This is a genomic window from Verrucomicrobiia bacterium, assembly GCA_035574275.1.
Lineage (GTDB): Bacteria > Zixibacteria > MSB-5A5 > DSPP01 > DSPP01 > DSPP01.
Window position 1 is genome coordinate 17,965 of the sequence record DATLYY010000017.1, and the last position, 24,811, is coordinate 42,775.

Consider the following 24,811-nt stretch of genomic DNA (forward strand, 5'->3'; position numbering starts at 1 on the left):
GGAAGAGAACGGGACAAAATTTGGACATTTTCAGAATTCCACGCGCACATTGAGCCGGTTTAAAACGGCGTTGTCAATACGGGGCGCAAAAGCGTCACCTGGATTGAACAGCCCAAAACTGTAACCTATATTAAAGCGCCGCCAAATTTTTTCTACACCAATAATAAAATCGATTTCCCAGCCCAGATCCTTGGACACGGCGTTAGGGACGACCGGCGGCGTGATTAAATTGGAACGGACGTTGTTGTCCAGCCGGTGCTGGCGGTAGGTGTGAAAGACCGCATCGACTGAGACCTGCTTGTGGGGGCGGAAGCCCGCGGCGGCGGTCAGAACCTGCAAATTGGCCAGCTCGGGGTCCAAAACCTCGCCGTAGTATTGAAAATTGGCAAACCCGCCGAAGCGCCCGGAGTTGTCCTCGTAGCCGGTCTGGCGAAACTCCTGTGAAATGGTATCACTGCTGCTCTTGTCGCCGGAGCCCAAAGCATATCCCAAAGTCAAGCTGGGCCGAAAGGAAAAATTCGTCGCGGCAAAGGTGGCTCCCGCATCAAAGGCATACGCCTCCTGATCCCGCTGCTTGTCGGTACCGCGCAAAAGCGAGGCCTGCACCCAGCCAGTTACAAATTTCTTCGGGCGGCCGTAATAGGAAAGCCCCCAATAGACCGGCTCCCGGTTGCGGAGGTCGGAGTCCCAGCGTTTCAGCATATACACGTTCGCCTCGTTTTTTCCATCAGGAATAAATCGAACCCGGAAGAGCAAATCATCCCACGTGCGGTATTTCTCGTTCTTAAAAGGAAAAAGGGAGGGAAGAAAAGAGGCCTCCAAAACCACCGGCTGGGTTTCATAAACATAAAGCCGTACGGCATCCAGATATTCGTCAAAAAGCCACTCCCGTTTATCCCGCACGCGCTGTTTGCCGACCATCAAAGCCGCCTTTCGTCCCGCCGGGGCGCGCAAGAGCAGGTAGGCCTGAATGGCTTGAAATTCAAACCGGGTGGACTCCGCCGTGGAGGGGCGGTTCGGAAAGGTACCGAAGGTGTATTTTTTCCGCAGCCGCAGCTGAAAGAAGCTTTGCACCTCCGGTGCCCAGTTGCCTGCCGCCTCCAGCCGCAGGGCCGGTTCGGTATCCTGATAATCATCCTCCTGCACGTCGGAAAGGGTGTAACTTTTTTCCAAGCGCGTGGTCTGGCGGTAATCGCCGGAGAAAAGCATCCGTTCCCCCACGCGAATGTGGGGAACGTTGGCGCTCCCTTCGTCGGCGGTCAGGTTGCCGAAAAGTTCCTCTTCCAGATAGCGGGCCGAGCCATACAGGTCGGTTTCCTCGGTCACCAGAATTTTCAGGCCGGAAATCTCGATGGTGTCCGGCGGTTTGCTGTCGAAAGCCATTCGGGTTATCGTCCCCTTAATTTTGTCCGACGCCTTGATTTCGTTCCAGTCGATTTTGTCCGCCGCCCAAGCGCCAGATTTGCTCACGTTGCAGGTAACTTCCAGCCGCATTCCCTCCTTCAAATTTTCCAGCCCGCCGGCGCTTTCCCCCCTTGCCGGGAAAAGGGTTTTGGCATCCACTTTGATTTTTAATCCGAAGAGAAGGAAGGAGGAATCGGCTTTGTTCAACTTTTCGATGGCGCCGCGCAGCTTGGGCCGGCGGGCTTCCGCCAGTTTTTCCACCGACTTGGCGTCAAAGATGCCCTTGTTCCAGCTGCCGGAAACCTCCACGCCATCCCCTTCTTTCAGCTTGGTATAGGGCCCGGCTTCCGTGCTCTTGATTCCCCCAAGCGTCAGGGCAAAGGCAAAAAGCCCCGGCACCATCCAGATTCTACTCAACATCAGTCCCTCCTGTTAAGATTTTTAACCGCCTGATATTTGACTCCGGTCGAAACGGCGGCGGCTTTTTCCGCCGCTCCAGGAGTAAATGTGGGGGACTCCGTTCCCCACGGCCCGAAAAGGTCCGTCCCCTCCACGACCAAAATTTTAAGGCCCGAAATTTCAAAGGTGTCCGGCGGGGTGCCATCGAAGGCCAGACGGGTCACTGTCCCTTTCACCTTGTCCGAGGCCTTCAGTTTGCCGATTTCGATTTTCCGGGCAATCCAGTTTCCGTTCTCGTCCACCCGCGAGGTGACCTCCAAGCGCATTTTTACTTTCAAGTTTTCGAAACGCATGGCCTGGCCGCCGTTGTCCATAAATTCGGTTTTGTCGTCCACCTTGATTTTCATTCCGAAGAGGACAAAACTTTTTTCCTGCGGCAAAAGCTTGAAGATGGCCCCGCGCAGCTTGGGGCGGCGGGGATCCGGCAGCTTTTCAATGTCGTCGGCTGTGAAAACACCGGCTTTTTTGTCCCATTCGCCGTCCACCTCCACGGCGTCCCCCACTTTCAGCTTCATATACTCCGGCTTGGGGGAGGCCGCAGCCGGGGCGATTAAAAAGAGCAAAAGCGACGGGACTACAAAAAACTTCTTACGCATAATCTTCTCCTCGCAGGTTTTTTTCCGACTGTTCCAAAAGGGGTAACGCCAGTTTTTTCCAGCGCGGGCGCAGGGAATACAGGCAGGCCAGCCGCAGAAGAGTGGCGGCCTCCCACCAGACAGTTCTTTTCTGAAACGCCTCACTCACACCTACCTGCTGGCACGACCGGTATGCTTCAAGAAAATTCGCCCGGGCCTCTCCGGTCGTCTTTTCGGGAAGGGCGTTCTGTTTGCCCCGCAAAACGAGATGGGCCAAAAAATTTCCAACATCCACGGCTGGATCGCCCAAAGCCAACGTGTCCGTATCCAAAAGGGTGATGCGGTTGGCGCCGACCAAAAGCTGTTTGTCGTAAAAATCACGGTGTACGAGCACGGTCTCTTTTTCCGCCACGGCGGGAGTGCGGGTCTCCAGCTGTTGCCAAACGCCCTCAATACTCTCGCGCAAGACCGGATAGATTTGGGCCGTTTCCAGGGCGAGTGTTTTCAACTGTGCCTGCGCCTCCTCAACCGAAAACGTTGGAAGGTTGGGTAGTTTTGCTCTATGCAGCCGTTGCAGCACGAGCCCGGTCGAGCGGCAGGCGGAAACGTAGGGCCCCGTCCCGACCAAATCATGCAGGGAGAGATCAAAAACTGCCTCCAGCCACAATACCCCTTCCGGCGTGACGGCAAGCGGATGCGGAACTCGGATGTTATTGTCGCTTGTGGCACCAAAACCGTTTTTCTCGAGCGCTTGCAATTCTTCGAAAAGCCCAGCAGCCTTTTCAGGTCGCACCAGCTTGGCCACCAAGGAAACGGTTCGAGTTCGCTCTTGTACGCTCACGCTCAGAGTCCCGCGCCGTTCCAATCGGTAGCCCAAAACCTCCACTTTCGCCAGTTGCGCCGTGCCGTTCAGGCCAATGGCTCCGGCCAGGGGTTGCAAAAGACGGGGGCCGGAGGCTGAATCAAAGAATTGCGCCAGCATTTTCAACTTCGAGTCGAAAGGAAAGATCGGCACCACCAGCCGAATATCAGATACAAAAAAGGCGTTTGGCTCCTTGGCATAGGCCGGAATCATATCGGCAGGGGATAAAAGGCGGCCGAAGAAAATCCGGGGTTGGCTGCCGTCCTCATCCACGGTCGAGAAACGATACTGAACAAGAAATTTTCCTTCCCGCTTGGGAATGACCCGGGGAATATGGAAATTTTCTATCGCAACCGGACGGCCCCAGAGCCGGGTTAGGTGGGTCTGAAAAATTGATTGCATTTCCGCCTCGTTGGTGGCGGATGCGAGATAGGAATAGGCCGGGCTTGTTTTCAGCATAAAAGTTCCTCAAGCGCCCGTAAAATCTCCTTTGTTTTTTTCGCCCATTCGGCTTCCAGGTGGCGGAAGGGGGAAACGGCCAGGAAGAAAAGCGAAAGTGCCGTCCACCAGTCAAGTTCTTTCGGTTCGATTTCGGCCTTGGCCCAGTCCGCATACGCTTCCGCCCAGCGCTGCGTCAACTCCAGACCGTTTTGCAAACGGCCTTCCAGTTCAAGCAATCGCAAATGGGCCGCAAAATTTCCCACGTCGGCCAAGGGGTTTCCAGCATGGCTGCGGTCGAAATCCACAAAACTGACCTTTTCCCCGTCGATGAGCACCTGCCCGTAATGGAAATCACCGTGAACAAAAGCGGCGGCGAATTGGGAGTCCGGTGTTTGTTCCTCGAGTTTTACATATACTTTTTCGATTAAAGATGTTTGTTCGGGCAGAAGTGCCGCCAGCATTTTTTGGGTCTCGTTGGCTTCGGCCAAAAAGTCTGCGGGCCGCCAAACGGAGAGCTTTTCATCAGATAGTGCGTGCAGAGCGGCCAATGCGGCGGCCGTTCGCTCAAGGGCCTGTGAAGTTGCCGCTGTTACGAGCAACTCAAGAAGCGGTTTGCCGTGCAGTGCTTCCATCAATAAGATTTGGTGCTCCGGCTCATAGCCATAGGGAGTGGGTGTGGTCAGGAGGGTTTCCTTGGACAAACTCTTCTTCAAAAACTGCATCCGTCGGAAGACCTCTTCCCCCTGTCTTTCCCCGTACACTCGCCAAAACACTTCGATTTTTCGCTTTTCCTCCGTTTGGTGATGAATGGCCTTCGTTTCCGAACGGAAAACCGCCCGGCGCTCCGGCTTATAGCGAACCAGTTCCGTCTTCAGCCGTTTGTCGGAAAGCCGCCAGATTTCGGCAGGATAGGACGTGAGATGTTCATACAAAAAACGTTGAAATTTCTTTGGCTCCTCCAAAATGCGCAACCCGTCCAAGAGGGCGTCGTTCGGAAAGGCAAAAAGCAAAGCCGCGGCGGCATCCCAGCGCATCACGGAGGGGGCATAGGGAACGTCCACCCAGCGGTGGTTTTCAGCCTTGGTGGCGGCCAAAAGATATCCGTTGGTCGTCATCCCCTTGGCGTAGAAAACAACCGGCTTGCGCCCTCCCGTTTCCGGATTTTTTCGTTCAAACTCATAGGCCGCAAGGCAGCTTGTTTTCGGTTTGTAACGCACATAGAAAATGCGGCCCCCTTCCACTTCGACGCCGGAATCCCCAAGCGCTTCGCGGGCTTTCGCCGCATCCATAACGAACGGCAGGCCGGTCAAAACCTCCTCCGGCGGCAGAGGAATTTTACTCACCGGCGACGGCGGACTCGAATAGATTTCGCTTTTCATTTTGACCAAGCCATTCCTGGTAGAAAGCAAAAAATTTCCCTTTTTTGTCAAGCAATTCCTCAACCGTTCCCTGTTCCGCAACCCGTCCGGCTTCGAGGTAGACCACCTGGTTGGCTAAATTCAAAAAATTGAGTCGGTGGGTTATCAAAAGCAGGGTGCGTCCCTCCTTCAAGGCCGAAAGCGCCTCCTGGGCCACCTTTTCCGCCTGCGGGTCCAGCCCGGTGGCCGGTTCGTCAAAAATCATGATGCGCGAATCCCGCAGGGCGGCACGGGCGAAGGTGATGCGCTGGCGCTGCCCGCCGGAAAGGGTCTGGCCGCCTTCTCCCACCAGGGTGTTATACCCCTCCGGCAAGTTATGGATAAACTCGTCCGCCCCCACTTTGCGGGCGGCCGCTATGATTTCGTCAAAACCCGCCTTCGGATTACCGAAGGCGATGTTTTCCATAATGGAGGTGCGGAATAAAAACGCCTCCTGTGAGAGTGAAGTGATTTGCTTGCGCAAGGATTTGATGCGGTACTCCCCGATTGGCAGCCCGTCCAGATAAATACTCCCCCTGGAGGGGTCGTACAGCCGCAAGATGAGCTTGGCGATGGTCGACTTCCCCGCGCCGCTCGGCCCGATGATGGCGGTGGTCTTGCCGGCCGGCAATGTAAAGCTCACCTCTTCCAATGCCGGTTGTCCCGGCTGATAGGCGAAGCGCACCTTGTCGAAGCGAATTTCACCTCTGATATCCCGGGCGGAAATCCCCTCCGGCCGATCGATGACTTCCGGCTGAATGTGCAGAATTTCCAAAATCCGCTCCCCGCAAACGGTGGCCTTGGCAGTGCGGGCTGAAAGCTGTGCCACGTCTCGTAACGGCTTGTAGGAAGTCCGTAAATAGGAAAGAAAAATCAATAGATTACCGGCGGTAAGCTGTCCGGCCAGAACCTGCTTGACACCGAAAAATAAAACTAAGACCGTTCCCAAAGCAGTCAAAACATCCACCCAGCGGGAATAGGCCGCTTCCAGCTTGGTCGCCTTGAGCCCCGCTTTGACGTCGGAGGAAACCGATTTCCCCAACAATTTTTCGTGCCATTTTTCCCGGCCGAAAACCTTGGTCACGCTGATGCCGGAAACTCCCTCGTAGGCGGCAGCGGAAAGCTGCCCTTCCTTTTTGCGCGCTCGGCGGGAGGCCTCCTTGATTTTTCCAGAAAAGCGGAAAGTCGTCAAAAAAAGAAAGGGCATCACGGCAAAGGCCAGAAGCGTCAGTTTCCAGTTCATATAAACCATCAGCCCAAGCATTCCCAAAACGATGAAAATCCGGCTCCCCAAGGTGATGAAAATCGAAGTCAAAAGCTCTTTCAATAGATTGATGTCCCCGGTCAGCCGCATCAAAAGCTCGCCGGTCTGGCGGTAATCGTGGTAGCTTTGCGGCAGGCGCTGGATGTGGGAAAAAAGCTCCAGCCGGATGGCACCGGAGAGTTTCTGGCCGACGGAGGCAAACAAAACGTTCTGGGCGTAGGAGAAAAGCGCCCCCAAGAGGGCCAATAGAATCACTCCGCCGGCCGCCAGAGTCAAAACCGCCATCGGGTCCCATTGGGAAAGTGGAGCCAAAAAGCTCCAATCCTTGTGCGCACGGGAAGGAATCAAGATGTAGTCGAAAACAATCTTCAGCGGCCAGGGGCGGGCCAGCTCCACCAAAGCCAGACCCAAAAGCGAAAGTCCGCCCAACGCCAAGCTTTTTTTATGCGGCTTTAGGTGTTTGCCGAAATGGTGGAAAATCCGGGAAAGTCCGGCCCAGTCCACTCGCGCAAATGGGGATTTGAATTTGAAGGCCATATTATCTTTTATCCACCAGCGATTTGAAAATCGCTTCGACATTCTTCAAACGATTTTTCCAGCTATGCTTTTCACAGGCAGCTTTTTGTGCCTGTTTTCCCAACTGTTCTCCCAACTTTCGTTCGCTTTTTAAGCGAAGCAGAGCGGAGACCAACGCTTCCGGGTTTTCCGGCGGAACCAAAAGGGCGTTCTTGCCGTCCTCTAAAATTTCTGCCACCTGCCCGATTCGGGAAGCCACAATCGGGCGTCCCGCCGCCATATACTCAAAAATCTTGAGCGGGGAGAAATAGAAGCCGTCCATCCGCGGATAGGGTGCGACCAAGGCGTCCAGCATTTTTAGTGTTTTTGGAATCTGTTCAAAATCGACCGCGCCGGTGAAAGCGACCCGGCGTTGAAGATTCAGCTTTTGGGACAATTTCTCCAAAGAGGGGCGCAAAGGCCCTTCACCGACGATTTTCAGTTCAAAACCCTCGCTTTCCGGCAACCGTCGGAACGCCTCCAGCAAAAACTCCAGCCCATGCCACGGCTTCAAGCTGCCGACAAATCCGACAGTGAACTTCTTCTTCCTACTCTTTTCTGGTTTTCCGTTCGAGGCCCGAACTTTAAGAAAGGGCCTGACGTCGACACCGTTCGGCACAACCGTAACAGCCGCCTTGGGCGCAACGGAATGAATGTAATCCTTGACCGCATCGGAAACGGCCACAAGATGGCCGGCGTTGGAAAAAAGATATGCCTCTACCGCCTTGGCCAGCGGTTCCAGCGCCAACTGTCGGTTGGTCTTCGCCTCCTCCACCAAGGGGGAGTTGACTTCCAGAACAAAGGGGAGCCGGCTTTCCTTTGAAAAGGAAAGCCCGGCAATGCCGAAAAGCGAATAGCGCTCATACACCAAATCAAACTTTTTGGTTTTTACCTGCTTCAAAAGCTTCCGCAAGCCAAAGTTTTGCGCAAACGCCTTGCTTTCAGCCAGAAGATGAAATTCTTTTGAGTTTTCCTGGTGGAAAAAGTCCGCTTCTACTTTCGGCAGCTCAAAAATATCTTTGGCCTTCTTATTTGAATCGCCGAGTCGAGCTACAACCGTCGTCACTTTATACCCCGTTTCCTTGAGCGCTTTGGTAAATTCCCGGATGTGGATGGAAGCCCCCTTCGTTCCCCAGTATGGAATGCCGGAGTCAAATGACAAGTACAGAATCTTCATACGTCTTTCCCAGCCAGCGAGGCAGCGGGCGTTTCGGCGTGAATGCCCGGCAAGCTGTTTTCCACTGACTGCCGGTAATAGCTCTCCAAAGTCGCCGCGCTTTTTTTCAAATCAAACCGCTCTTCTGCCTTCTTTCTTCCTTCCCGTGCCAAACGGGCCGCCCAATCAGGAGAGGAAAGTGTTTTCTCGATGGCTTCGGCCAAAGCCGCCGGATTGTTCGGCGGCACCAAAAGCCCATTTTTTCCGTCATTCACAATTTCCGGTATCCCGGAAACGGTGGTGGAAACGACTGGACAGCCGGTTCCCAGCGCTTCCAAAAGCACGGTCGGCAGAGCATCCTGATTGCCGTCGGCATCCACCGTGCAGGGAAGGGCCAAAAGCGACGCCCGCTTTAAATGGGGAAGCACCTCGGCCTGGGTCTTGGGGCCCGCAAAGCAAACGAGACCGTCCAAACCCAATTCACGGTTTCTGGCTTCAAGTGAACTCGCTTGTTCCCCCTGGCCGATAATAACGCAGCGGAAGGGGATTCTCTTTTGTTTCAAAATGGCGCAGGCTTCCAAAAGGTCGGGAAAGCCCTTTTTGGGTACCAGCCGGCCGATGGAAAGGATAAGATTTTTTTCTCTTTGCAGATCCGGTTCATAATTGAAAAAATCCAAATTGATGCCGTTGTATAAAACCTTGATTTTTTCCGCCGGAACCGAAGGATAAGTCGATGTCAAGTAACGGCGGTTGAACTCTGTGACCGTAATTACAAAACCGGCGGCTTTAAGCTTTTCCTTCAGCATTTTCTGGTTGACGGAGTCCTGAAAAATATCCTTGGCGTGGGCGGTAAAGCTGAAAGGCAACCCGGAAATCCGGCTCGTAAAGTAGGCCGCCGTTGAAGGCAGGCTGGCAAAATGGGCGTGCAGGTGCCCCAGCCCGCTCTTTACGGCGATAGCGGCCGCCCAGGCGGTGCCGAAAAAGAGTTCCATAAGCTGGGGATCGTTTTGGGGAATCAGCGTCTCCAAAAGTTTCCAAAGCTCGGCACGACAGGGAGAAAGGGTGGGCCAGTTTTCAGCCAAAACGGCCCACCCTTTTTTGGGCTCAAGTTCGTCCAGATAGTAAACCGGCGCTTTGATTTCGGCGGTCTGTGGATGAAACCGTCCTTCGTTCGGCTTTTTCAAGGAAAAAATGGTGACCTCCACTCCCCGGCGCTCCAGCTCCAGAATTTCGTTCAAAATGAAGGTCTCCGAAAGCCGGGGGTACATTTTGACGAAGTAACCGACTTTGAGTGGATTCATTTCAAGGCCCCTTTTTGTGCGAGAAGCGGCCGACAGAGTTCAGCCAGTTTGCATGCCCCGTCCAAAGGCAAAAGATTTTTTTCTCGGGCTTCGGTAAGTGGGTTTTTGGGGTTGGCCAAATTGGACATAACCGTTTGATACAGCCGATCCGGCGTTAGTTCCTCCGGTGAAATATAATCCACGAGCCCCATTTCAAAAAGTCGGCGGGCGCGCAGGAGCTGCTCCCTGCGCGGATAAATCCGGGGTATAATCAGCGCCCTGCGCGCCGCGCCTAATATTTCAACTGTCGTGTTGTAGCCCCCCATCGAAATCACCAAGTCCGCTTCTGCCAGGCGGCTGTGAAGCTCCGGCACAAATTCCTCAAAGCGTAGTGAAAGATCCTGGGCCTGGACGGTGAACGCCTTTCGTTTGTTCTCAGGCATAAACGGGCCCAATACGGCCGTGGTTTCGACGGCGAGCCGCTCCCCGTAGGCCAGAAGCATTTCAATGTAGGCGGCGACAATTTCGGCCCCATCCTCTCCGCCGCCGATGGTCAACAAAATTTTCCTGGTGTCGCCGTTGGCAACATTAGCCGAGGCGGACAGACGGGCGGAGTCGGCGATAAATCCGGAAAAGCTGGTTTTATCCTTCGCGGCCTGTCCAAAATGATAGGAGGAGACCGGGTCAAAAAACTTCGGCGTGCCGTAGATGAAAATGCGGTCGTACACTTCATCCAGAATGGGATAAACCCCTTCCGTTGTCCAGGTTTCGCAAACTTTTTCCGGCTCATCCAAAATGTCCCGTAAGCCCAAAACTAGCGCCGGAGCATCACTTCTGTTTTTCAGTTCCTCGAGGGTACTTCTAATTTCCCCTTTCATCCCGAGGGGAGCATGGTCCACCAGAAAGATGTGGGGTTGAAAGGTGCGAACCGCCTCAACAATCAAATTCCGTCGCAGTTCGAAAATTCTCTGGAAGGAGCTTCCCAGCGAGCGGGGTTGATAACGGTTTTCCCCCACTTTCACCACCGCCGGCAGCTTGATAAAATCGGTCCTTTCCGGCAGCCGGTAGCGCTCTGCCTGCGGCTGTCCGGTCACGATTAAAATCGAGCTTTGGAGATAGGAGGACGCAAACGCCTGGGCGATTTTCAAACAGCGCCGGAAATGTCCCAAACCGAAGGTGTCGTGGGAATAGATTAAGAACCGGGGAGTTTCGGCCGTTTTTTCGGCGCCGGTGACCGGTACGTCGGGGACGGACTTAAATTTCATACTTCTCCCGGTTTCTGCCCCATTCCAAGATAGGCAAACCCATGGCGGGTCAAAATTTCAGGTACCAGCAGATTGCGGGCATCCACAATATTTTTAGCCTTCATCCGCTCCCCGACGGCTTCCCAGTCCAACGCCATAAACTCCGGCCATTCGGTCAGGATTGCTAAAGCATCCGCTCCTTGGGCCGCCTCTTCCGGTTTGGGAGAAAGTTTTAACTCCGGCCAGAGCCTCTTCGCCTCCGCTTCCGCCACCGGGTCATAGGCCTGCAAAAATGCCCCTTTGGCCGCCAGCCGTTTCATCACTTCCAAGGCCGGTGAACTGCGCAAGTCGTTGGTGTGGGCCTTAAAAGCCAGACCCAGAATACCGATCGTTTTTCCTTTCAAGTTCCCGAGCAAGCTCTCCAGTTTCTCCACAACTTTATCCGGTTGACGGCGGTTGGCTTCTTTCACCGCCTCGGCAATGGAAAGTTGCACCCCATTTTTTTGAGCTAAATTCAAAATCGCTTCCAAATCCTTCGGCAGGCAGGAGCCGCCGAAGCCGGGACCGGGGCTTAAAAACTCCGGGCTGATGCGGGAATCCAACCCCATCCCGCGGGTCACCTCGGTGACATTGATTCCGGCCGCGTCGCACAGATTGGCCAGTTCGTTGGTAAACGTCACCTTGGTCGCCAGAAAAAGATTGGAGGCGTACTTGATCATCTCCGCCGTTTCGTTGTTGGTGACCACGATGGGGCAGGCATCCATCATCCCGACCCGGTAAAGCTGGGCGACCGTCTCGATCGCCTTCGGGCGGTCCCCGCCGATGACAATCCGCTGCGGCCGGAAAAAATCCAAAACCGCCGTCCCCTCCCGCAAGAATTCCGGATTGGAAACGACCGCAGTTTGTTTTTTTTCGGCTCCGTTTCGGAACAACAAGTTTCGCACCTGCGAAGCGGTGCCAACGGGCACGGTCGATTTCAAAACAACTATCTGCCTAGGCTCCAGCAGGGAAATTAAATTTTCAATCACTTCAAAAACAGCCGACAAATCCGCCTCGCCGGAGGAAAGGGAAGGGGTTCCCACAGCCAGGAAGATGGCTTGCGCCCCTTTAACTGCTTCCGCCAGTTCCGAACGAAACGACAACCGCTGCCGACGCAAATTCGCGGCAATCAACTCCGGCAAGCCGCGCTCGTAGATGCGCACCTTCCCGGCGCGCAATTCATCCAATTTTTGCGAATCTTTTTCGACGAGTGAAACGGTATGGCCGAATTGGGCAAAACCAGCCGCCGCCACCAGCCCCACAAACCCGCCGCCGACAACGGCCACCCGCAGACCAGTGGGGGGATAAACGGGTAGGCCGGACTCGGTCGCCAGCCCGTGCGAAAGCCCCTTTTCCTCGAAGACTTCAGCCGGTTTGGCGGGCGTGCGTTTCAATTTCCCATCCTTGGCGGGCCGCTTTTCCTACGCGGGAAGAGGACCGGGTGGCCGCACATTAGTTCATCGATGGAGCGATTGACTCTACTAACAGTCAAAAGAATACCAACCGCTCGGCTGTTTGTCAACCAGGCAATGGGCAAAGCAGGGCCGGGCACTTGGTTTTTTGAAGAAAAATCAACCTGCATCCGCGCATTGCAAGAGAGGAGTATCAAATCGGATGCCGGGGTAACGGCAAATTGCCAACTTGAAGATTGACAGGCAATTACGAGAAAAAACGGGGTGTTCTAATCCCCCGCAGGTCTGGTTTATTTCAACCGGTCGGTTGATTTCAACCAATCAATACTTGAGGCCGAATTTCTGCACCCGGTAACGCAGCGCTTCGCGGGTCAGCTTCAATTTTCGGGCCGCTTCGGAAACGTTGCCGGACGATTCCTCCAAGGCGCGGATGATCAACTGTTTTTCCACTGCTTCAATGTCGATGCCGTCCGGCCCGAAATTCACTTTCACTTCGGAGTTTGAACCGACCGCCACGGCGGAAGCTGCTTCGGCCTGCAGCCGCAGCTCGGCCGGTTCAATCGTCTCGCCCGCCGTAAACAGGGCGGCCCGCTCCAAAAGCTGCCGCAGCTCCCGCACGTTCCCCGGCCAGGGGTAGGACAATAGCGCCCTTTGGGCCGCCTCTCCCAATTTTTTCGGTTTTTCCGGACCCGCTTTCTGGCCGGAGGTTCTATGCAGAAAATGCTCCGCCAAAAGCAAAATGTCTTCTTTTCTTTCCCGCAAAGGGGGCAGTGTAAGAGTGACGTGGTTTAGCCGGAAGAAAAGATCCTGCCGGAACTGGCCGGTTTTGACCGTCTGCTCCAAATTCCGGTTCGTGGCGGCGATGATGCGCACGTCGATGGACAAATCCCTAAGCCCGCCCACATGCCGCAGTTTTTTCTGCTCAATCAAGCGTAAAAGCTTGGCCTGCGACTCCAGTTGCAGCTCCCCAATTTCGTTCAAAAAAAGAGTTCCGCCTTCCGCCACCTCCGCCAATCCCCGTTTCGACTGCCGGGCGTCGGTAAAGGCCCCCTTTTCATAGCCAAAAAGCTCCCCCTCTTCCAAACCGCGCGGGAGGGTGGGGCAGTTCACTTCGATAAACGGAGCGGCAGCAAAAGCGCTTTTGAAATGCAAGAGCCGGGCGACCAAATCCTTCCCCGTGCCGGTTTCCCCCAGAATCAAAACCGGCGGCAATTCGGAAACTTTTGCGACGGATAAGCCGGAAAGTTTTTGGATGAAATCCCGTACCTCGCGCGCCTTTGAGCTTTCTCCCAAAAATTCTTCTTCTGAAAGCCGCTCCGCCTCCCGTTTTTGGTAAAAGGAAACCGTGCGCGCCAGCCGGGCGTGCGCCAAGGCCCGCTCGATGGCAATTGCCACTTCGTCCGTGTCCAACGGCTTGCGCAGGAAATCAATGGCCCCGAGCTTCATTGCTTCCACCGCCAAGGCGATGGTGCCGTAGGCCGTGACAATGATGACCAAGATGTTGGGATCGGACTCGCGGATTTTTTTCAAGGCCTCCAAGCCGGAAAGCCCGGGCAGCTGCATATCCAAAAGCACGATGTCGGGCAAAAGCTTGTCTAGAAGGGAAAGTCCCTCTTCGGCGGTGCCGACGGCGGAGGCCTCATGCCCCCGTTGGGCCAGGGCGCGCGCAAGGGAACGTCCCAAAAGAATCTCGTCATCGATGATTAAAATCTGCGCCACTTAACCTTCCTCCCAAAATAAGGGCAAGGTGAGGGTTACCGTGGTTCCGGCCCCAGATGTGCTCTCCACTTTAATGGAACCGCCGTGCAAATCCAGAATTTTTTTGGCTTGTGCCAGACCCAGACCGGTGCCGCCCGGCTTGTCGGTTACGAACGGCTTGAAAACCTTCTCAATAAAAGCAGGAGAGATTCCCTTGCCGGTGTCGGTGACCCGCAGGATCGCCTCGCGGCTGCCGGCGGAGGCCTCAATGGTCAAAGTTCCGCCGGTCTCCATCGCTTCGGCAGCGTTGACAATCAAGGCCGAAAGCACCTGCTCCAACAAAACCGGATCAGCCAATATCGGGGGGAGCGGCTCAAGGCGAATGGCTCGGCTGATTCTTTTGGATTCCAAGAGCGCCTCATGTAAGCCAAGCGCTTCGTATACCAACTGCGGCAGCTCTGTTTTAGTCGGCTGCAGATCGAGCGGCTTGGCGAATCCCAAAAGTCGCTGTATCCACATATCGAGCTTGTCCACGGACTGAATGATGTCCGAAAGCGAGTCCTTGATGGCCGGTTGGTCTGCGTTTTCCGCCAGCATCACTTGCGAGGCAGCCCGGATGCTGGCCAAGGGGTTGCGGATGTTGTGGGTGGCAAAGGAGGCCAATTCACCCAAAGCCGCCAGACGCTCTTGCGCCCGCAACTTTTGCTCATACCCTTTCAACGCTTCCGCCATCCGGTTGATGGCACCTGCCAGTTCTCCCCATTCATCCCGGCTGCCGATTGCCACTCTGGCCTCAAAGTTTCCCTGACTAATTTTGGTCGTAACCTGACCCACCTCCGCTATCGGGCCCGCCAGCCAATGCTGCAGCAAAAAAACGGTGGCGACAAGCTGGACCAACGCCAAAAGCGCCGCGCCTCCCACCAGATAGGCGATGAGATTGCCCGAACCGGCGGCCGCCGCAAGGGCCACGTTTTCCAGTCCCTGATAATATTGATTTAACACCGCCACATCGGAGGTCACCTCGTCGCCGATTTCCTCCAGCTTTTCCGCCGGCCGCTCCTTCGGATTGCGCATCCCCGCGCCGGAGGGCCGGAAAACGTTTTGCGCCACGTAAACCAATTCACGCTGGGTCTCCTCCAGCGCCTCGAGATGGTCGGTTTCTTCTTCGCTTTTGGCGGCTGCTTTCAATTTTCCCATCTGGCCGGCCACCCGTTTTTGAATATCCCAGAAGTCCGCCTCGGCCTCCCGGTCGCCGGAAAGAAAATCGCTGCCGGATGAAATCTGGCGGTAGATGTCGGCCCGCAGCCGCTCGGCGGCGATTCCCTGGTTGTAGGCCCGCGAAAGCTCGGCTGCCGCGCTCCGCCAGCGCCCGGAGGCCCAAAAGGCGGCTGCTCCGATAGCCAAAACGACCAAAAACAAAAGAAGGTAACTTAGCGTCAATTTGGAACGAATGGTCATTGATTAAAAATGCCCGAGTTCTTGAACCAGAGCACGGTTTCCCGCAGGGAGCGGGAAAAATCGGCCTTCGGTGCAAAGCCCAGCACCTTCCGGCTCCGCTGGACATTCGCCCAGGTATGTAGCACATCCCCTTGTTTGCGCGGAGAGAACTCCGGTGTTGATTTGGTGTTAAGAATCTTCTGAATTTCGGCAAAGAGCTTGTTCACCGAAACCCGCCTTCCGGAGCCGACGTTGAAAACGCCGCCGACCGCTTTTTTCGAACGGGCGGCCCGTTCGGCCGCCCGAACCACGTCCCCCACATAAACGAAATCACGCGTCTGATTGCCATCGCCGTAAATCGTCGGCGTCTGCCCGGTAAGAAGTTTGCGAGTAAAATTCGGGATGGCGTTGGCATACTGCGAAAAAGGATTCTGCCGCGGGCCGTACACGTTGAAAAGGCGCAAAGCCACCGTCTCCAGCCCATACAACCGCCAATAAAGCGAACAGAGCTGCTCCCCGGCAAGCTTGGACAAAGCATATGGGGATTCCGGCTGGGGTGGATAGCTTTCTTTAAACGGCAGCTTGGGATATTCCCCGTAGACCGCTGAGGAGGAAATGAAAACCACTCGTTTGACTTTTGCCCGCCGGGTCGCTTCTAAAACGTTGTAGGTTCCTTTCAAATTCACTTCCCAGGTGGTCTGCGGCTCTTCCAGCGAAGTCAAAACTGAAACCACGGCGGCCAAATGAAAAACGACGCCGGTTCCTTCCAAAAGACCGCAAAGCTTCTCAAAATCCCGCACGTCCCCTTCAACAACTTCCACCGGCTCCAGCCCGGCCAGATTCTCCCTCCGGCCGGAAGAAAAATTGTCCAGAATAACGACCGAATGCCCCTTTTTGAGCAGGGCATCAACGACATGGGAACCGATAAAACCTGCCCCCCCTGTTACTACCGCGCGGATAGGGTTTCCTCCTCAATCATAGTTCTGTTCGCACGGGAGAATTCGTCGAAGGCATTTCATGCTGGGAAATATATGATTCCCGTTCCTCAATGCAAACCAAGCCTGGAAAAGGTTTTTGGGTTGAGGGTCGAAAGCAAAATAAAAAATCCACCCACCCTCAAACCGCTTGTAAAAAAAATATTTCCTGCCATCTTTCCGGCGTGAAGCCAAAATCGATTTTGGTGGTGGAGGATGATGCCGACATCCGTCAGCTGTTGTGGCGTTATCTGGAAAAGGAAAAGTACAAAGTCATTTTGGCCAAGGATGGCGAGGAAGGGTTGGAAGCTGCGGAGGCGCAAAAGCCGGATGTGATAATTCTGGATCTGATGCTCCCCCGCCGGGACGGACTTTCGGTTTTGAAGGAACTTCGCGGCAAGCAGGAACTCTCTTCCATTCCGGTATTAATCTTGACGGCCAAAGGGGACGAGGCCGACCGGGTGGTCGGGCTCGAACTGGGGGCCGACGACTACGTTGCCAAGCCCTTCTCCCCGCGCGAGGTGGCGGCCCGCGTAAAAGCACTTTTGCGCCGTGCGGTTCCCTCCGAAAAACCGGCCGAAGCGGCCGGCGAGCTCGCCTACGGGTCTCTTCGGCTGGATGCCGAGGGACACAAGGTATTTTACAAAAAAGAGGAGCTGGAGCTGACCGCCAAGGAGTTCGGGTTGCTTAAGCTGTTTTTGGAAAACCGGGGAAAGCTGCTTTCCCGCGACCGGATTCTGGCGCGGGTCTGGGGGGCCGACTTTTCTGGCGGCCCGCGCACGGTGGATGTGCACATCCGCCGGCTCCGGGAAAAAATACCCCTTTTGGAAAAAGCCCTCGTCACCGTAAAATCGTACGGCTATCGGCTGGAGGAGAAAGCGCCGTGAGGTTCGGATCTCGGTTTCTTGTATTGCTTTTTATTCTTTTCACTCTCCTTCTCTTCGCCGGCGGGGAAGCCGGCGCGTCCCGCGGGCGGCTTTTTCTTTTCAGCGTTTTTTTCCTTCTCGCCGGTGGGATCGGTTTTTGGTTTCTGCGTCCCAAATCCCGCTCGGCCGAGACTCTTGCCGCCGCCGCCGAAAAAATGAAATGCGGGGATTTTTCCGCGCGGGTCTCGCTCCCCGCGGAGGATGGGCTGGCCCCTTTGGGCCAAAAGGTAAACGAACTGGCCGAGGGGCTGCAAAAAGAGTTTGATGAGATGAAAGAACGAGAACTGGTGCAGAACGCCACGATGGAGACCCTTTCGGAAGGGGTTCTGGCGGCCGACGCCGAGGGAAAAATCCTCTTTGCCAACCCCACCATCCGCTCCATTTTCGCCCTTTCCGCCGAGCCGGTCGGCCAGCCCTTCCATCTCGTTTTCCGCCAGCCGACACTCCTGGCCGCCTTTGAAAAAGTGCTGCGGGAGGGGGGGAACGAAAAAGTTCAAATCAAAGAGGCCTTTCCCACCCATAAGGTCGTGGATGTTTATCTGTTGGCCCCACCCCGGACCCGGCGCGCCCGCGTGGTGGTGGTCTTTCAGGACTCGACCCAAGCGTACCGCTTGGAGCAGGTGCGCAAGGATTTCGTGGCCAACGCCTCCCACGAACTGCGCACCCCCCTTGCGGTAATCCGGGGCTACCTCGAAACGCTGGAAGACGGGCTGGTGGCGGAAGCGGAAAAAAAACAGGTTTTCCATACCCTGAACGACAACGTCCGCCGGATGGGAAATTTAATCGATGACCTCCTGCACCTTTCCAAGCTGGAATCACCGGAATTCACTCTGAAACCGGAAAAACTTGCCGTTCTCGAAGTCGTTCAGGCGGCGCTCACCGCTTTAATACCACAGGCCGAAGCCAAAAAACAACAACTTTCCCTGAAGATTTCTTCCGGACTCCACGTGACGGGTGATCGGCAGGAGCTGGAAGTGGCGCTGAAAAATATTCTGGAAAACGCCATCCATTACACCGGCGAAGGGGGCGAAATCACGGCCACGGCGGCCAAAAAAGAGGGTGCGGTGGAAATTTCCGTCACCGATACCGGAATCGGCATCCCTTCGCAGGATTTGGGACGCATCTTCGAACGTTTCTACCGGGTGGAGAAATCCCGCTCGAAAGAAGAGGGGGGAACAGGATTGGGCTTGTCCATCGTCAAACACATCGCGGAGGCCCACGGCGGCCGGGTGGAGGTGGAAAGCGAAGTGGGCAAGGGCAGTCGCTTCACATTGGTGATTCCCGGTTGATCAAACCACCTTCCCTGTTGCAGGCAGCTCGACTGGAACGTATCGGAAATCCCGCTTGCTGTCCGTAAAAAGACGAAAATATCACCAGGTGGTCACAGGCACGCCACGCCGATGGTTTAACATTTGGGGCAACGAGTCGCTTATTTCGCATCAAGCCGTTAAAAGGGGTTTTAATAAAGGGACCCGCCTCCACCGAGGTCCCTTTTTGTTTTAATGTGAAACCTCCGGAACGCTAAATTTGCAAACCTTTTATCCTTCACGAGAATATTCAATCATCTCTGAAATTCCCGTTTCAGCTCCGTCTTCCCATATAGCCTGCGCTTCAAGCAATACCCGCTCAAACTATTTATAGTCCGTTCCCGGACAGCAGCTTATTAGGATTTTGGCCGTTATTCTTCCGGGGAGAGTTTTTGTTGTCACGGTTATGTAACACCGATTTAACATTGGGATCACACAACCGAAACAGCCGTTGACGAGAATAGCAGCGTGGGACAAGAAAAGCTTTTAATCGTCGAGGACGAAGCCGACCTGTCGCGTCTTTTGTCCTCCTCCTTCACCCGGGAAGGATTTTTGGTGGAAACCGCCGCTGACGGGGAGGAAGGGGTGGAAAAAACCTTCCGTTTCTCGCCGGATTTGATTCTTCTGGACCTGCTTTTGCCCAAGCTCGACGGCTTTTCGGTCTGCCGCTATTTGAAAAGCCGGGAGGAGACCAAGGCCATTCCCATTTTAATGCTTACCGCCAAGGGGACGGAAGAGGACAAGCTGAAAGGGTTGGAGTTGGGGGCCGACGATTATGTCACCAAACCGTTTTCCATCCGCGAGCTTTCGGCCCGGGTCCGCTCCATTTTCCGCCGCCGCTACCAGAGCGACGCCGGAAAACTGAAGGCGGCCGACCTGGAAATCGACTCTCGCCAGCTTTCCGTTGCCCGGGGAGGCAAATCGCTCTTTTTGACCCCCATCCAGTTCCGGTTGCTCTATGTCTTGGCCAGCCAAAAAGGGCGGGTGATGTCCCGAAGCGAACTATTGGACCGGGTCTGGGGATTTGACGCCGTTTTGACCGACCGGGTGGTGGATGCCCAAATCAAACGCCTGCGCCAAACCCTGCGCCGGGTGCTGGGGGAAGACCGCTACATCAAAACCGTGCGTGGTGCGGGGTATCGGTTCACGGCTCCTCCGGAAAAAGGGGAGAACGGTTCTCTTTCCTGATAAAAATCGGACTGGAAAGGAAAAAAGTTATGAAAAGGATTGAACTCAAACCGGTCCGGCCCGTCAAGGATTACTGGTTTACCCATGGGCTGCAGGAACTCTCGCCGGAAAAGTTTTTGAAGGTCGTGACCAAAATTTTGAACGGGGAATATGTGCTGTTGCACTTCCCCTGCGCCCGGACGCTCGGTTCCCCATCGGAATTGCGGAACGGAAGCCCGGAAATTTTACCAAGCAATGGGAGGATGAAATGAAACGAATACTCGCAACACTCGTGATACTTTTAATGATGCCTTACCTGCCTGTTTTTTCGCAGGAATTGCCGGCGGCCGATTCCCCGGCCCTGGCCCAAAACGGCGGCCCACACCCCCCCACCGGCCGGATTTCCGGCAAGGTGGTGGACGGGGAAACCGGTGAACCGATTATCGGCGCGCGGGTCTTCATTGAGGGAAGCGCTCCCACCATCGGCGCCCTTTCCGATTTGAACGGTAACTACACCTTGAGAAACGTCCCGCCCGGCAATCACACAATCGTGGTCACTTCTCCCGAGTACGCCAAAGTGGTAATCACCGGCTTGGCCCTGGGGGAAAATGAAACCAGGCAGGAGGATTTCTCCTTAAAACCGGAAATCAAACAAATCGAGGGGGATGTGGTGGAAGTAATTGCCAAGGTCTCCCGCCGCAGCGCGGCGGGGCTTTTGAAGGACCGGCAAAAAGCGGCTGCCTTCTCGGATGCCATCGGCGCCGAGGAAATGTCCCGCACCGGAAGCGGCAACGCCGCCCAGGCGATGAGCAAGGTGACCGGCACCACCATCGTGGACGGCAAATACGTCTACGTTCGCGGGCTGGGGGAGCGCTACAGCACCACCCAGTTGAACGGCGCCGAACTCCCCTCCACCGACCCGAACAAACGGGCCGTGCATCTGGACCTTTTCGCCTCCAACCTGATTGAAAACATCGTCACGGTGAAATCCTACACCCCGGACAAGCCCGGGAATTTCACCGGCGGCAGCGTCAACATGGTCACGAAGTCCTATCCCGACCATTTCAATGCCAACTTTTCCCTTTCCAGCGCCTACAATACTCAATTCAGCTTGCAGGAAGGGCTTTTGACCTATCCGGGCGGCCATACCGACTGGCTGGGGATGGATGACGGCACTCGGGATCTTCCCGACCCCTTAAACGACCCGAATGTGGCGATTCCCCACATCACCACAACCCGCCGGGACACCGCCGCCGCCAACCGGCTTGACTTTTTGTCCAAATCGTTCAACTCCAATATGGCTCCCATCAAAAAGATGGCTCCCTTGAACCGGAATTTTGCCTTTTCGCTGGGGGATCAGGTGCAGGTTTTGGGACGCCCGCTCGGTTTTTTGGGAAGTTTGAGCTATACCCGCGGCTTTAATTCCTACACCGGCGGCACGGCCGCCCGCTGGGAACTCTTGGACAATGTCAACAATGCCGACTCCTTGGCGGCGAATTATATTTTTAATGACTCCAAAAGCTCCGATGAGGTGATCTGGGGGGCTTTGGCCAATCTTACTTACCAGCCCCACCCAAAACACGAGTTTAAAACCACCTATATGTACAACCGCAGCGGGGAGTCGGTGGCCCGTTACTTGTACGGCACGATGCTCCAAGGGGGCGGATTGGGTCCAAGCGACGTGATGGAAACCAGAGTTTTGCAGTATACGGAAAGGGCTTTGGGTTCCTTTCAGCTTTCCGGGCGCCACGCCCTGCAACCCCTTCTGAGAATGGATTTAAACTGGAGCGGCTCGCTGGTTAAATCGAAGCAGGATGAACCGGACTTGCGCTATTTTTCCAACCATTACACCGTGGACAGCAGCGCCGGAACGCCCGATACGACCTACGACACCCGCACCAATGCGTATGACCTGCCGACCCGCAATTACCGCAATTTGAACGAGGACAACGCTGAATTCAATATGGATTTTTCCATCCCGTTCAAACAGTGGAAGGGCCTCGGCGGCAAGCTTAAACTGGGAGGATACCTACTGAGTAAGGAGCGCGCCTTCCGGGAAAGGCGGTTTATTTACGAGCAGGACATTTCCTTCTATGAGGGGGATCCGGAAACCTATTTCTCCGACACGGTGGTGGGGATAAACGAGCAGTACAGTGGCGGAGGAATCACCCGGTTTGGAAACTATATCGTTCAGGATAACACCGGCCGCAGCAATTACGATTCAGACCAAAAAATTTCGGCCCTTTTCGGAATGCTTGACTTTCCCATTCTGCGCCGGCTCCGCTTTGCCGGCGGCATCCGCTTGGAAGCCACCCGGATGAATCTGACCAGCAAGGACACCTCCCTGGCCAAAGCCCATCTTTTCAACAACGACTGGCTCCCTTCTGCCAACTTGATTTATCAATTGCGCCCCGATATGAATTTGCGGGCTTCTTATTCCCGCACGCTGGCCCGGCCGGAATTCCGGGAGCTGGCCCCCTATTCCAGCTTTGATTTCGTGGGGGATTACGTCTACGTCGGCTACCAAGACCTCAAACGGACGCTGATTCACAACTACGATTTGCGCTGGGAATGGTTCGAGCGTCCCGGCGAGCTTTATTCAATCAGCGGTTTTTACAAACGGTTCATCGGTGCGATTGAGCGGGTCAAAGTCACCGGCGAGTTGGGGGTAAGTTCCCGCAACGTTCCGGAAGCGAATGTGTACGGACTGGAATTGGAAGTCCGCAAGCGGCTGGACAACGTAGCTCCGTTTCTGGCGCACTTCCAAGTGGGGACCAACTTAACTTTGGTTCATTCCACGGTGGATATTGATTCGTTGGAGTTAAGGATTATTCAGGGATACGACCCGAATCCCAAGACCACCCGGGAACTGCAGGGGCAATCCCCCTTCATCTTAAACTTGGACGTGTCCTACAGCAACTACAAAACGGGTACCACGGCCAGTGCGCTGTATAACGTTTTTGGCAAACGGTTGGCGGAAGTAAGCAAGGGCGGAGCTCCCAACGTGTTCGAGGCGGCCCGCGGACAGTTAGACTTCACCCTTTCCCAGCGGATTTGGAATGCTGTCACTTTCAAGGCCTCGGCCAAGAATCTCTTGGATTCGGAGTATAAGAAGGTCTACACCTTCAAAGGCCAGGAATACCCGGCCTTGGTTTACAAAAAAGGACGCGTCTTTTCCGCTGGCTTCAGTTGGGCTATCGATTAGGAGCTTTTCCTAAGACCGCACGCTAAGTTTTCGCCACAAGCCAACCCCCTGCAAGGGGTTGGCTTTTTCTTTAGTCAAAGACGGGCGATTTCCACTTCTCTCAAAATGACCAATTTGTCATACAATCGCCATAGATACGAAACATCGGTTTTTTAAGTTGGGTCTGCCTCGCAGTTTACAGATGGATTGGAATGAATGTTTGCAGGAAAGGAGGGGAAAGATTGGAAAGTCAGGACCGTTCGGCTCAATCCTGACTTTCCGCCGTGAAAAACACTTCCACCTAAAAAAGTCGGGCCGGCAGCCCGAGGAAAAGGCATGGTTTTGTTGTGAACTTAAAATCACTCACAAGGAGGAATAAATGCTTCGCAGATTTCTGTTGTCGGTTTTTGCGGTTGCGCTTTTGGCGGCTGCCGCTGGGGCCCGTCCCACCGACACCGGCAAACCGGTCAAGCCGGTTTTTGATGCGGATTTGACGGGGTCGAGCAACGTTACTTGGTATCCGGATACGGTTTACAATCTCAAAAACCTCGTTTACTTGGAGTCAGGTGGCAAACTGACCATCCTCCCAGGAACGATTATCAAAGGGGATACGGGTCGGGCGGAAAATGTGAAGGCCCTGGTCATCTGCCGGGGCGCCAAGATTGATGCTCAAGGAACGCGGGCCAACCCGATCGTCTTCACTACTGCACTAGACACGGTCGATTCCCAGACCGACCTATTGGTGGATGACAGGGGGCTGTGGGGCGGCTTGGTGCTTTGCGGCCAGGCCCGCATCTCAGACGGCAAGTTTGAAGACGTGGTCGAAGGGCTTCCCTTGGTAGGCGGCCAGCCCGACCCCCGCTCCCTCTACGGTGCCCCCGGCGGAGACACCACCCTCTTTAACGATGACGACAGCTCGGGGGTTTTGCGTTACATCTCTGTACGCCACAGCGGAAGTGTGCTTCTGGCTAACGTTGAGCTTAATGGCTTGATGTTCGGCGGGATTGGCCGGCGGACGGTTATCGACCATGTGGAGTCCTTCGGCTGCGCCGACGACGGTTTCGAATGGTTTGGCGGCACAGTGAACATCAAGTATATGGTCGCTTCCTATGGGGACGATGATGAGTACGACACAGACGAGGGGTATCGGGGACGGGTTCAGTTTGGGCTCCGCTATATGAGCGATTTGGTGGGGAACAACGGCAGCGAAAACGATGGCGCCGAAAACCCGATTACCACGACCCCCTTTACCAATTATGACTGGCGAAACTTCACTTTCATCGGTTCGGGGCTGGGGGCGGTGAACAACGCCAACGACCGGGCGTTTCACATCCGCGACAACGCCGCCCCCCGGTTGCGCAACAGCATCATCACAGAATTCGACGAGTTGGCATTGGCGTACGAAGCCACCAACACCCTGCCGGTGGTGGGGACCGATTATATAATGACCGACAACATCTGGTGGCGCTTCGGCTGCAACGGCGGCGCGGCGGGAGCCCTAGGGTTGGCCTCTTGCGTCGTCGATCCCGGCGCGCAGGGGATTTCCGCTTATCTGACCAATCCGGCCAACAACAACGACGAAGTGGACCCGATGCTGACCGCCATCGGCCGCCCGCACGTTTATAACGCCCGGGTTCTGGACCCCCGCCCGCAAATCGGCAGCCCGGCCGCCAGCGGCTATCCGGACCCGTCCCTTTCCGACCCGTGGTTTACTTCGGTCACCTATGCCGGCGCCTTTCCGGTCAACGATGTTACCACCAACCCGGACGGTAACTGGCTCTGCGGCTGGACCGCCTTGGCCCAGTACGGATTTTTGACCCTGCGGCGCGGAGATCTGGACAACAACGGCAGTTTCTCCCCGGCCGACGTGGTGACCCAGTTGAACACGGTTTTTGGCGGCTTGCTGAAGGATTACTGCCAGGCGGACACAAATTGCGACGGCCAGCTTACGCCCGCCGACGTGGTTAACGAACTCAATCTGGTATTCGGCGGGTCTCCTCTGCCCTGCATCTAATGCCTTTTGGTTGGCG

At 55.2% G+C, this 24,811-nt stretch carries 18 protein-coding genes; 6 read left to right on the forward strand and 12 right to left on the reverse strand.

What is annotated here, in order from left to right:
* Positions 1 to 30 precede the first annotated feature (30 nt).
* From VNL73_02870 to VNL73_02925, 12 genes are all read right to left on the reverse strand, one after another.
* A complete protein-coding gene (locus VNL73_02870; GenBank protein HXF48353.1) occupies positions 31 to 1,824 on the reverse strand; it encodes an alginate export family protein in 1,794 nt (597 codons plus the stop codon).
* Positions 1,824 to 2,459 (reverse strand): DUF5666 domain-containing protein, encoded by a 636-nt coding sequence (locus VNL73_02875; GenBank protein HXF48354.1) that lies wholly within the window; start codon positions 2,457 to 2,459, stop codon positions 1,824 to 1,826. Before VNL73_02875 ends, VNL73_02870 begins: the two co-directional genes overlap by 1 nt.
* Positions 2,452 to 3,759 (reverse strand): phosphotransferase, encoded by a 1,308-nt coding sequence (locus tag VNL73_02880; protein ID HXF48355.1) that lies wholly within the window; start codon positions 3,757 to 3,759, stop codon positions 2,452 to 2,454. Before VNL73_02880 ends, VNL73_02875 begins: the two co-directional genes overlap by 8 nt.
* Entirely contained in the window at positions 3,753 to 5,120 is a 1,368-nt protein-coding gene (locus VNL73_02885; GenBank protein ID HXF48356.1) for a phosphotransferase, read from the reverse strand. Before VNL73_02885 ends, VNL73_02880 begins: the two co-directional genes overlap by 7 nt.
* Positions 5,077 to 6,981 carry an ABC transporter ATP-binding protein gene (locus VNL73_02890; GenBank protein ID HXF48357.1) on the reverse strand — a complete coding sequence of 635 codons (1,905 nt, stop codon included), beginning with the start codon at positions 6,979 to 6,981 and terminating at the stop codon, positions 5,077 to 5,079. The genes VNL73_02885 and VNL73_02890 overlap by 44 nt, the downstream gene beginning before the upstream one ends.
* Positions 6,941 to 8,134: a glycosyltransferase family 4 protein gene (locus tag VNL73_02895; protein ID HXF48358.1), complete on the reverse strand. Its 1,194-nt coding sequence runs from the start codon at positions 8,132 to 8,134 to the stop codon at positions 6,941 to 6,943. Before VNL73_02895 ends, VNL73_02890 begins: the two co-directional genes overlap by 41 nt.
* Positions 8,131 to 9,414 (reverse strand): glycosyltransferase family 4 protein, encoded by a 1,284-nt coding sequence (locus VNL73_02900; GenBank protein HXF48359.1) that lies wholly within the window; start codon positions 9,412 to 9,414, stop codon positions 8,131 to 8,133. Before VNL73_02900 ends, VNL73_02895 begins: the two co-directional genes overlap by 4 nt.
* On the reverse strand, positions 9,411 to 10,658 hold the full coding sequence (locus tag VNL73_02905) for a glycosyltransferase (protein HXF48360.1): 1,248 nt from the start codon (positions 10,656 to 10,658) through the stop codon (positions 9,411 to 9,413). The genes VNL73_02900 and VNL73_02905 overlap by 4 nt, the downstream gene beginning before the upstream one ends.
* A complete protein-coding gene (locus tag VNL73_02910) occupies positions 10,655 to 12,070 on the reverse strand; it encodes a UDP-glucose/GDP-mannose dehydrogenase family protein (GenBank protein ID HXF48361.1) in 1,416 nt (471 codons plus the stop codon). Before VNL73_02910 ends, VNL73_02905 begins: the two co-directional genes overlap by 4 nt.
* A gap of 339 nt (positions 12,071 to 12,409) precedes the next feature.
* Positions 12,410 to 13,807 carry a sigma-54 dependent transcriptional regulator gene (locus VNL73_02915; protein ID HXF48362.1) on the reverse strand — a complete coding sequence of 466 codons (1,398 nt, stop codon included), beginning with the start codon at positions 13,805 to 13,807 and terminating at the stop codon, positions 12,410 to 12,412.
* Positions 13,808 to 15,244 (reverse strand): ATP-binding protein, encoded by a 1,437-nt coding sequence (locus VNL73_02920; protein HXF48363.1) that lies wholly within the window; start codon positions 15,242 to 15,244, stop codon positions 13,808 to 13,810. It lies immediately after the preceding gene.
* Entirely contained in the window at positions 15,241 to 16,182 is a 942-nt protein-coding gene (locus VNL73_02925) for an SDR family oxidoreductase (protein HXF48364.1), read from the reverse strand. The genes VNL73_02920 and VNL73_02925 overlap by 4 nt, the downstream gene beginning before the upstream one ends.
* Before the next feature lie 200 nt (positions 16,183 to 16,382).
* Here VNL73_02925 and VNL73_02930 point away from each other — a divergent pair, with 200 nt between their 5' ends.
* The 6 genes from VNL73_02930 (at position 16,383) to VNL73_02955 (ending at position 24,795) form a co-directional block, all read left to right on the forward strand.
* A complete protein-coding gene (locus VNL73_02930) occupies positions 16,383 to 17,084 on the forward strand; it encodes a response regulator transcription factor (GenBank protein ID HXF48365.1) in 702 nt (233 codons plus the stop codon).
* Entirely contained in the window at positions 17,081 to 18,412 is a 1,332-nt protein-coding gene (locus VNL73_02935) for an ATP-binding protein (protein HXF48366.1), read from the forward strand. Before VNL73_02930 ends, VNL73_02935 begins: the two co-directional genes overlap by 4 nt.
* A gap of 486 nt (positions 18,413 to 18,898) precedes the next feature.
* Positions 18,899 to 19,618 (forward strand): response regulator transcription factor, encoded by a 720-nt coding sequence (locus VNL73_02940; GenBank protein ID HXF48367.1) that lies wholly within the window; start codon positions 18,899 to 18,901, stop codon positions 19,616 to 19,618.
* A gap of 29 nt (positions 19,619 to 19,647) precedes the next feature.
* Positions 19,648 to 19,869, forward strand: a complete 222-nt coding sequence (locus VNL73_02945; GenBank protein HXF48368.1) for a hypothetical protein — start codon at positions 19,648 to 19,650, stop codon at positions 19,867 to 19,869.
* Positions 19,866 to 22,802, forward strand: coding sequence for a TonB-dependent receptor (locus VNL73_02950; protein HXF48369.1), 2,937 nt, complete (start codon positions 19,866 to 19,868; stop codon positions 22,800 to 22,802). The genes VNL73_02945 and VNL73_02950 overlap by 4 nt, the downstream gene beginning before the upstream one ends.
* A gap of 358 nt (positions 22,803 to 23,160) precedes the next feature.
* Entirely contained in the window at positions 23,161 to 24,795 is a 1,635-nt protein-coding gene (locus VNL73_02955) for a hypothetical protein (GenBank protein ID HXF48370.1), read from the forward strand.
* The last annotated feature ends 16 nt before the right edge of the window (positions 24,796 to 24,811 follow it).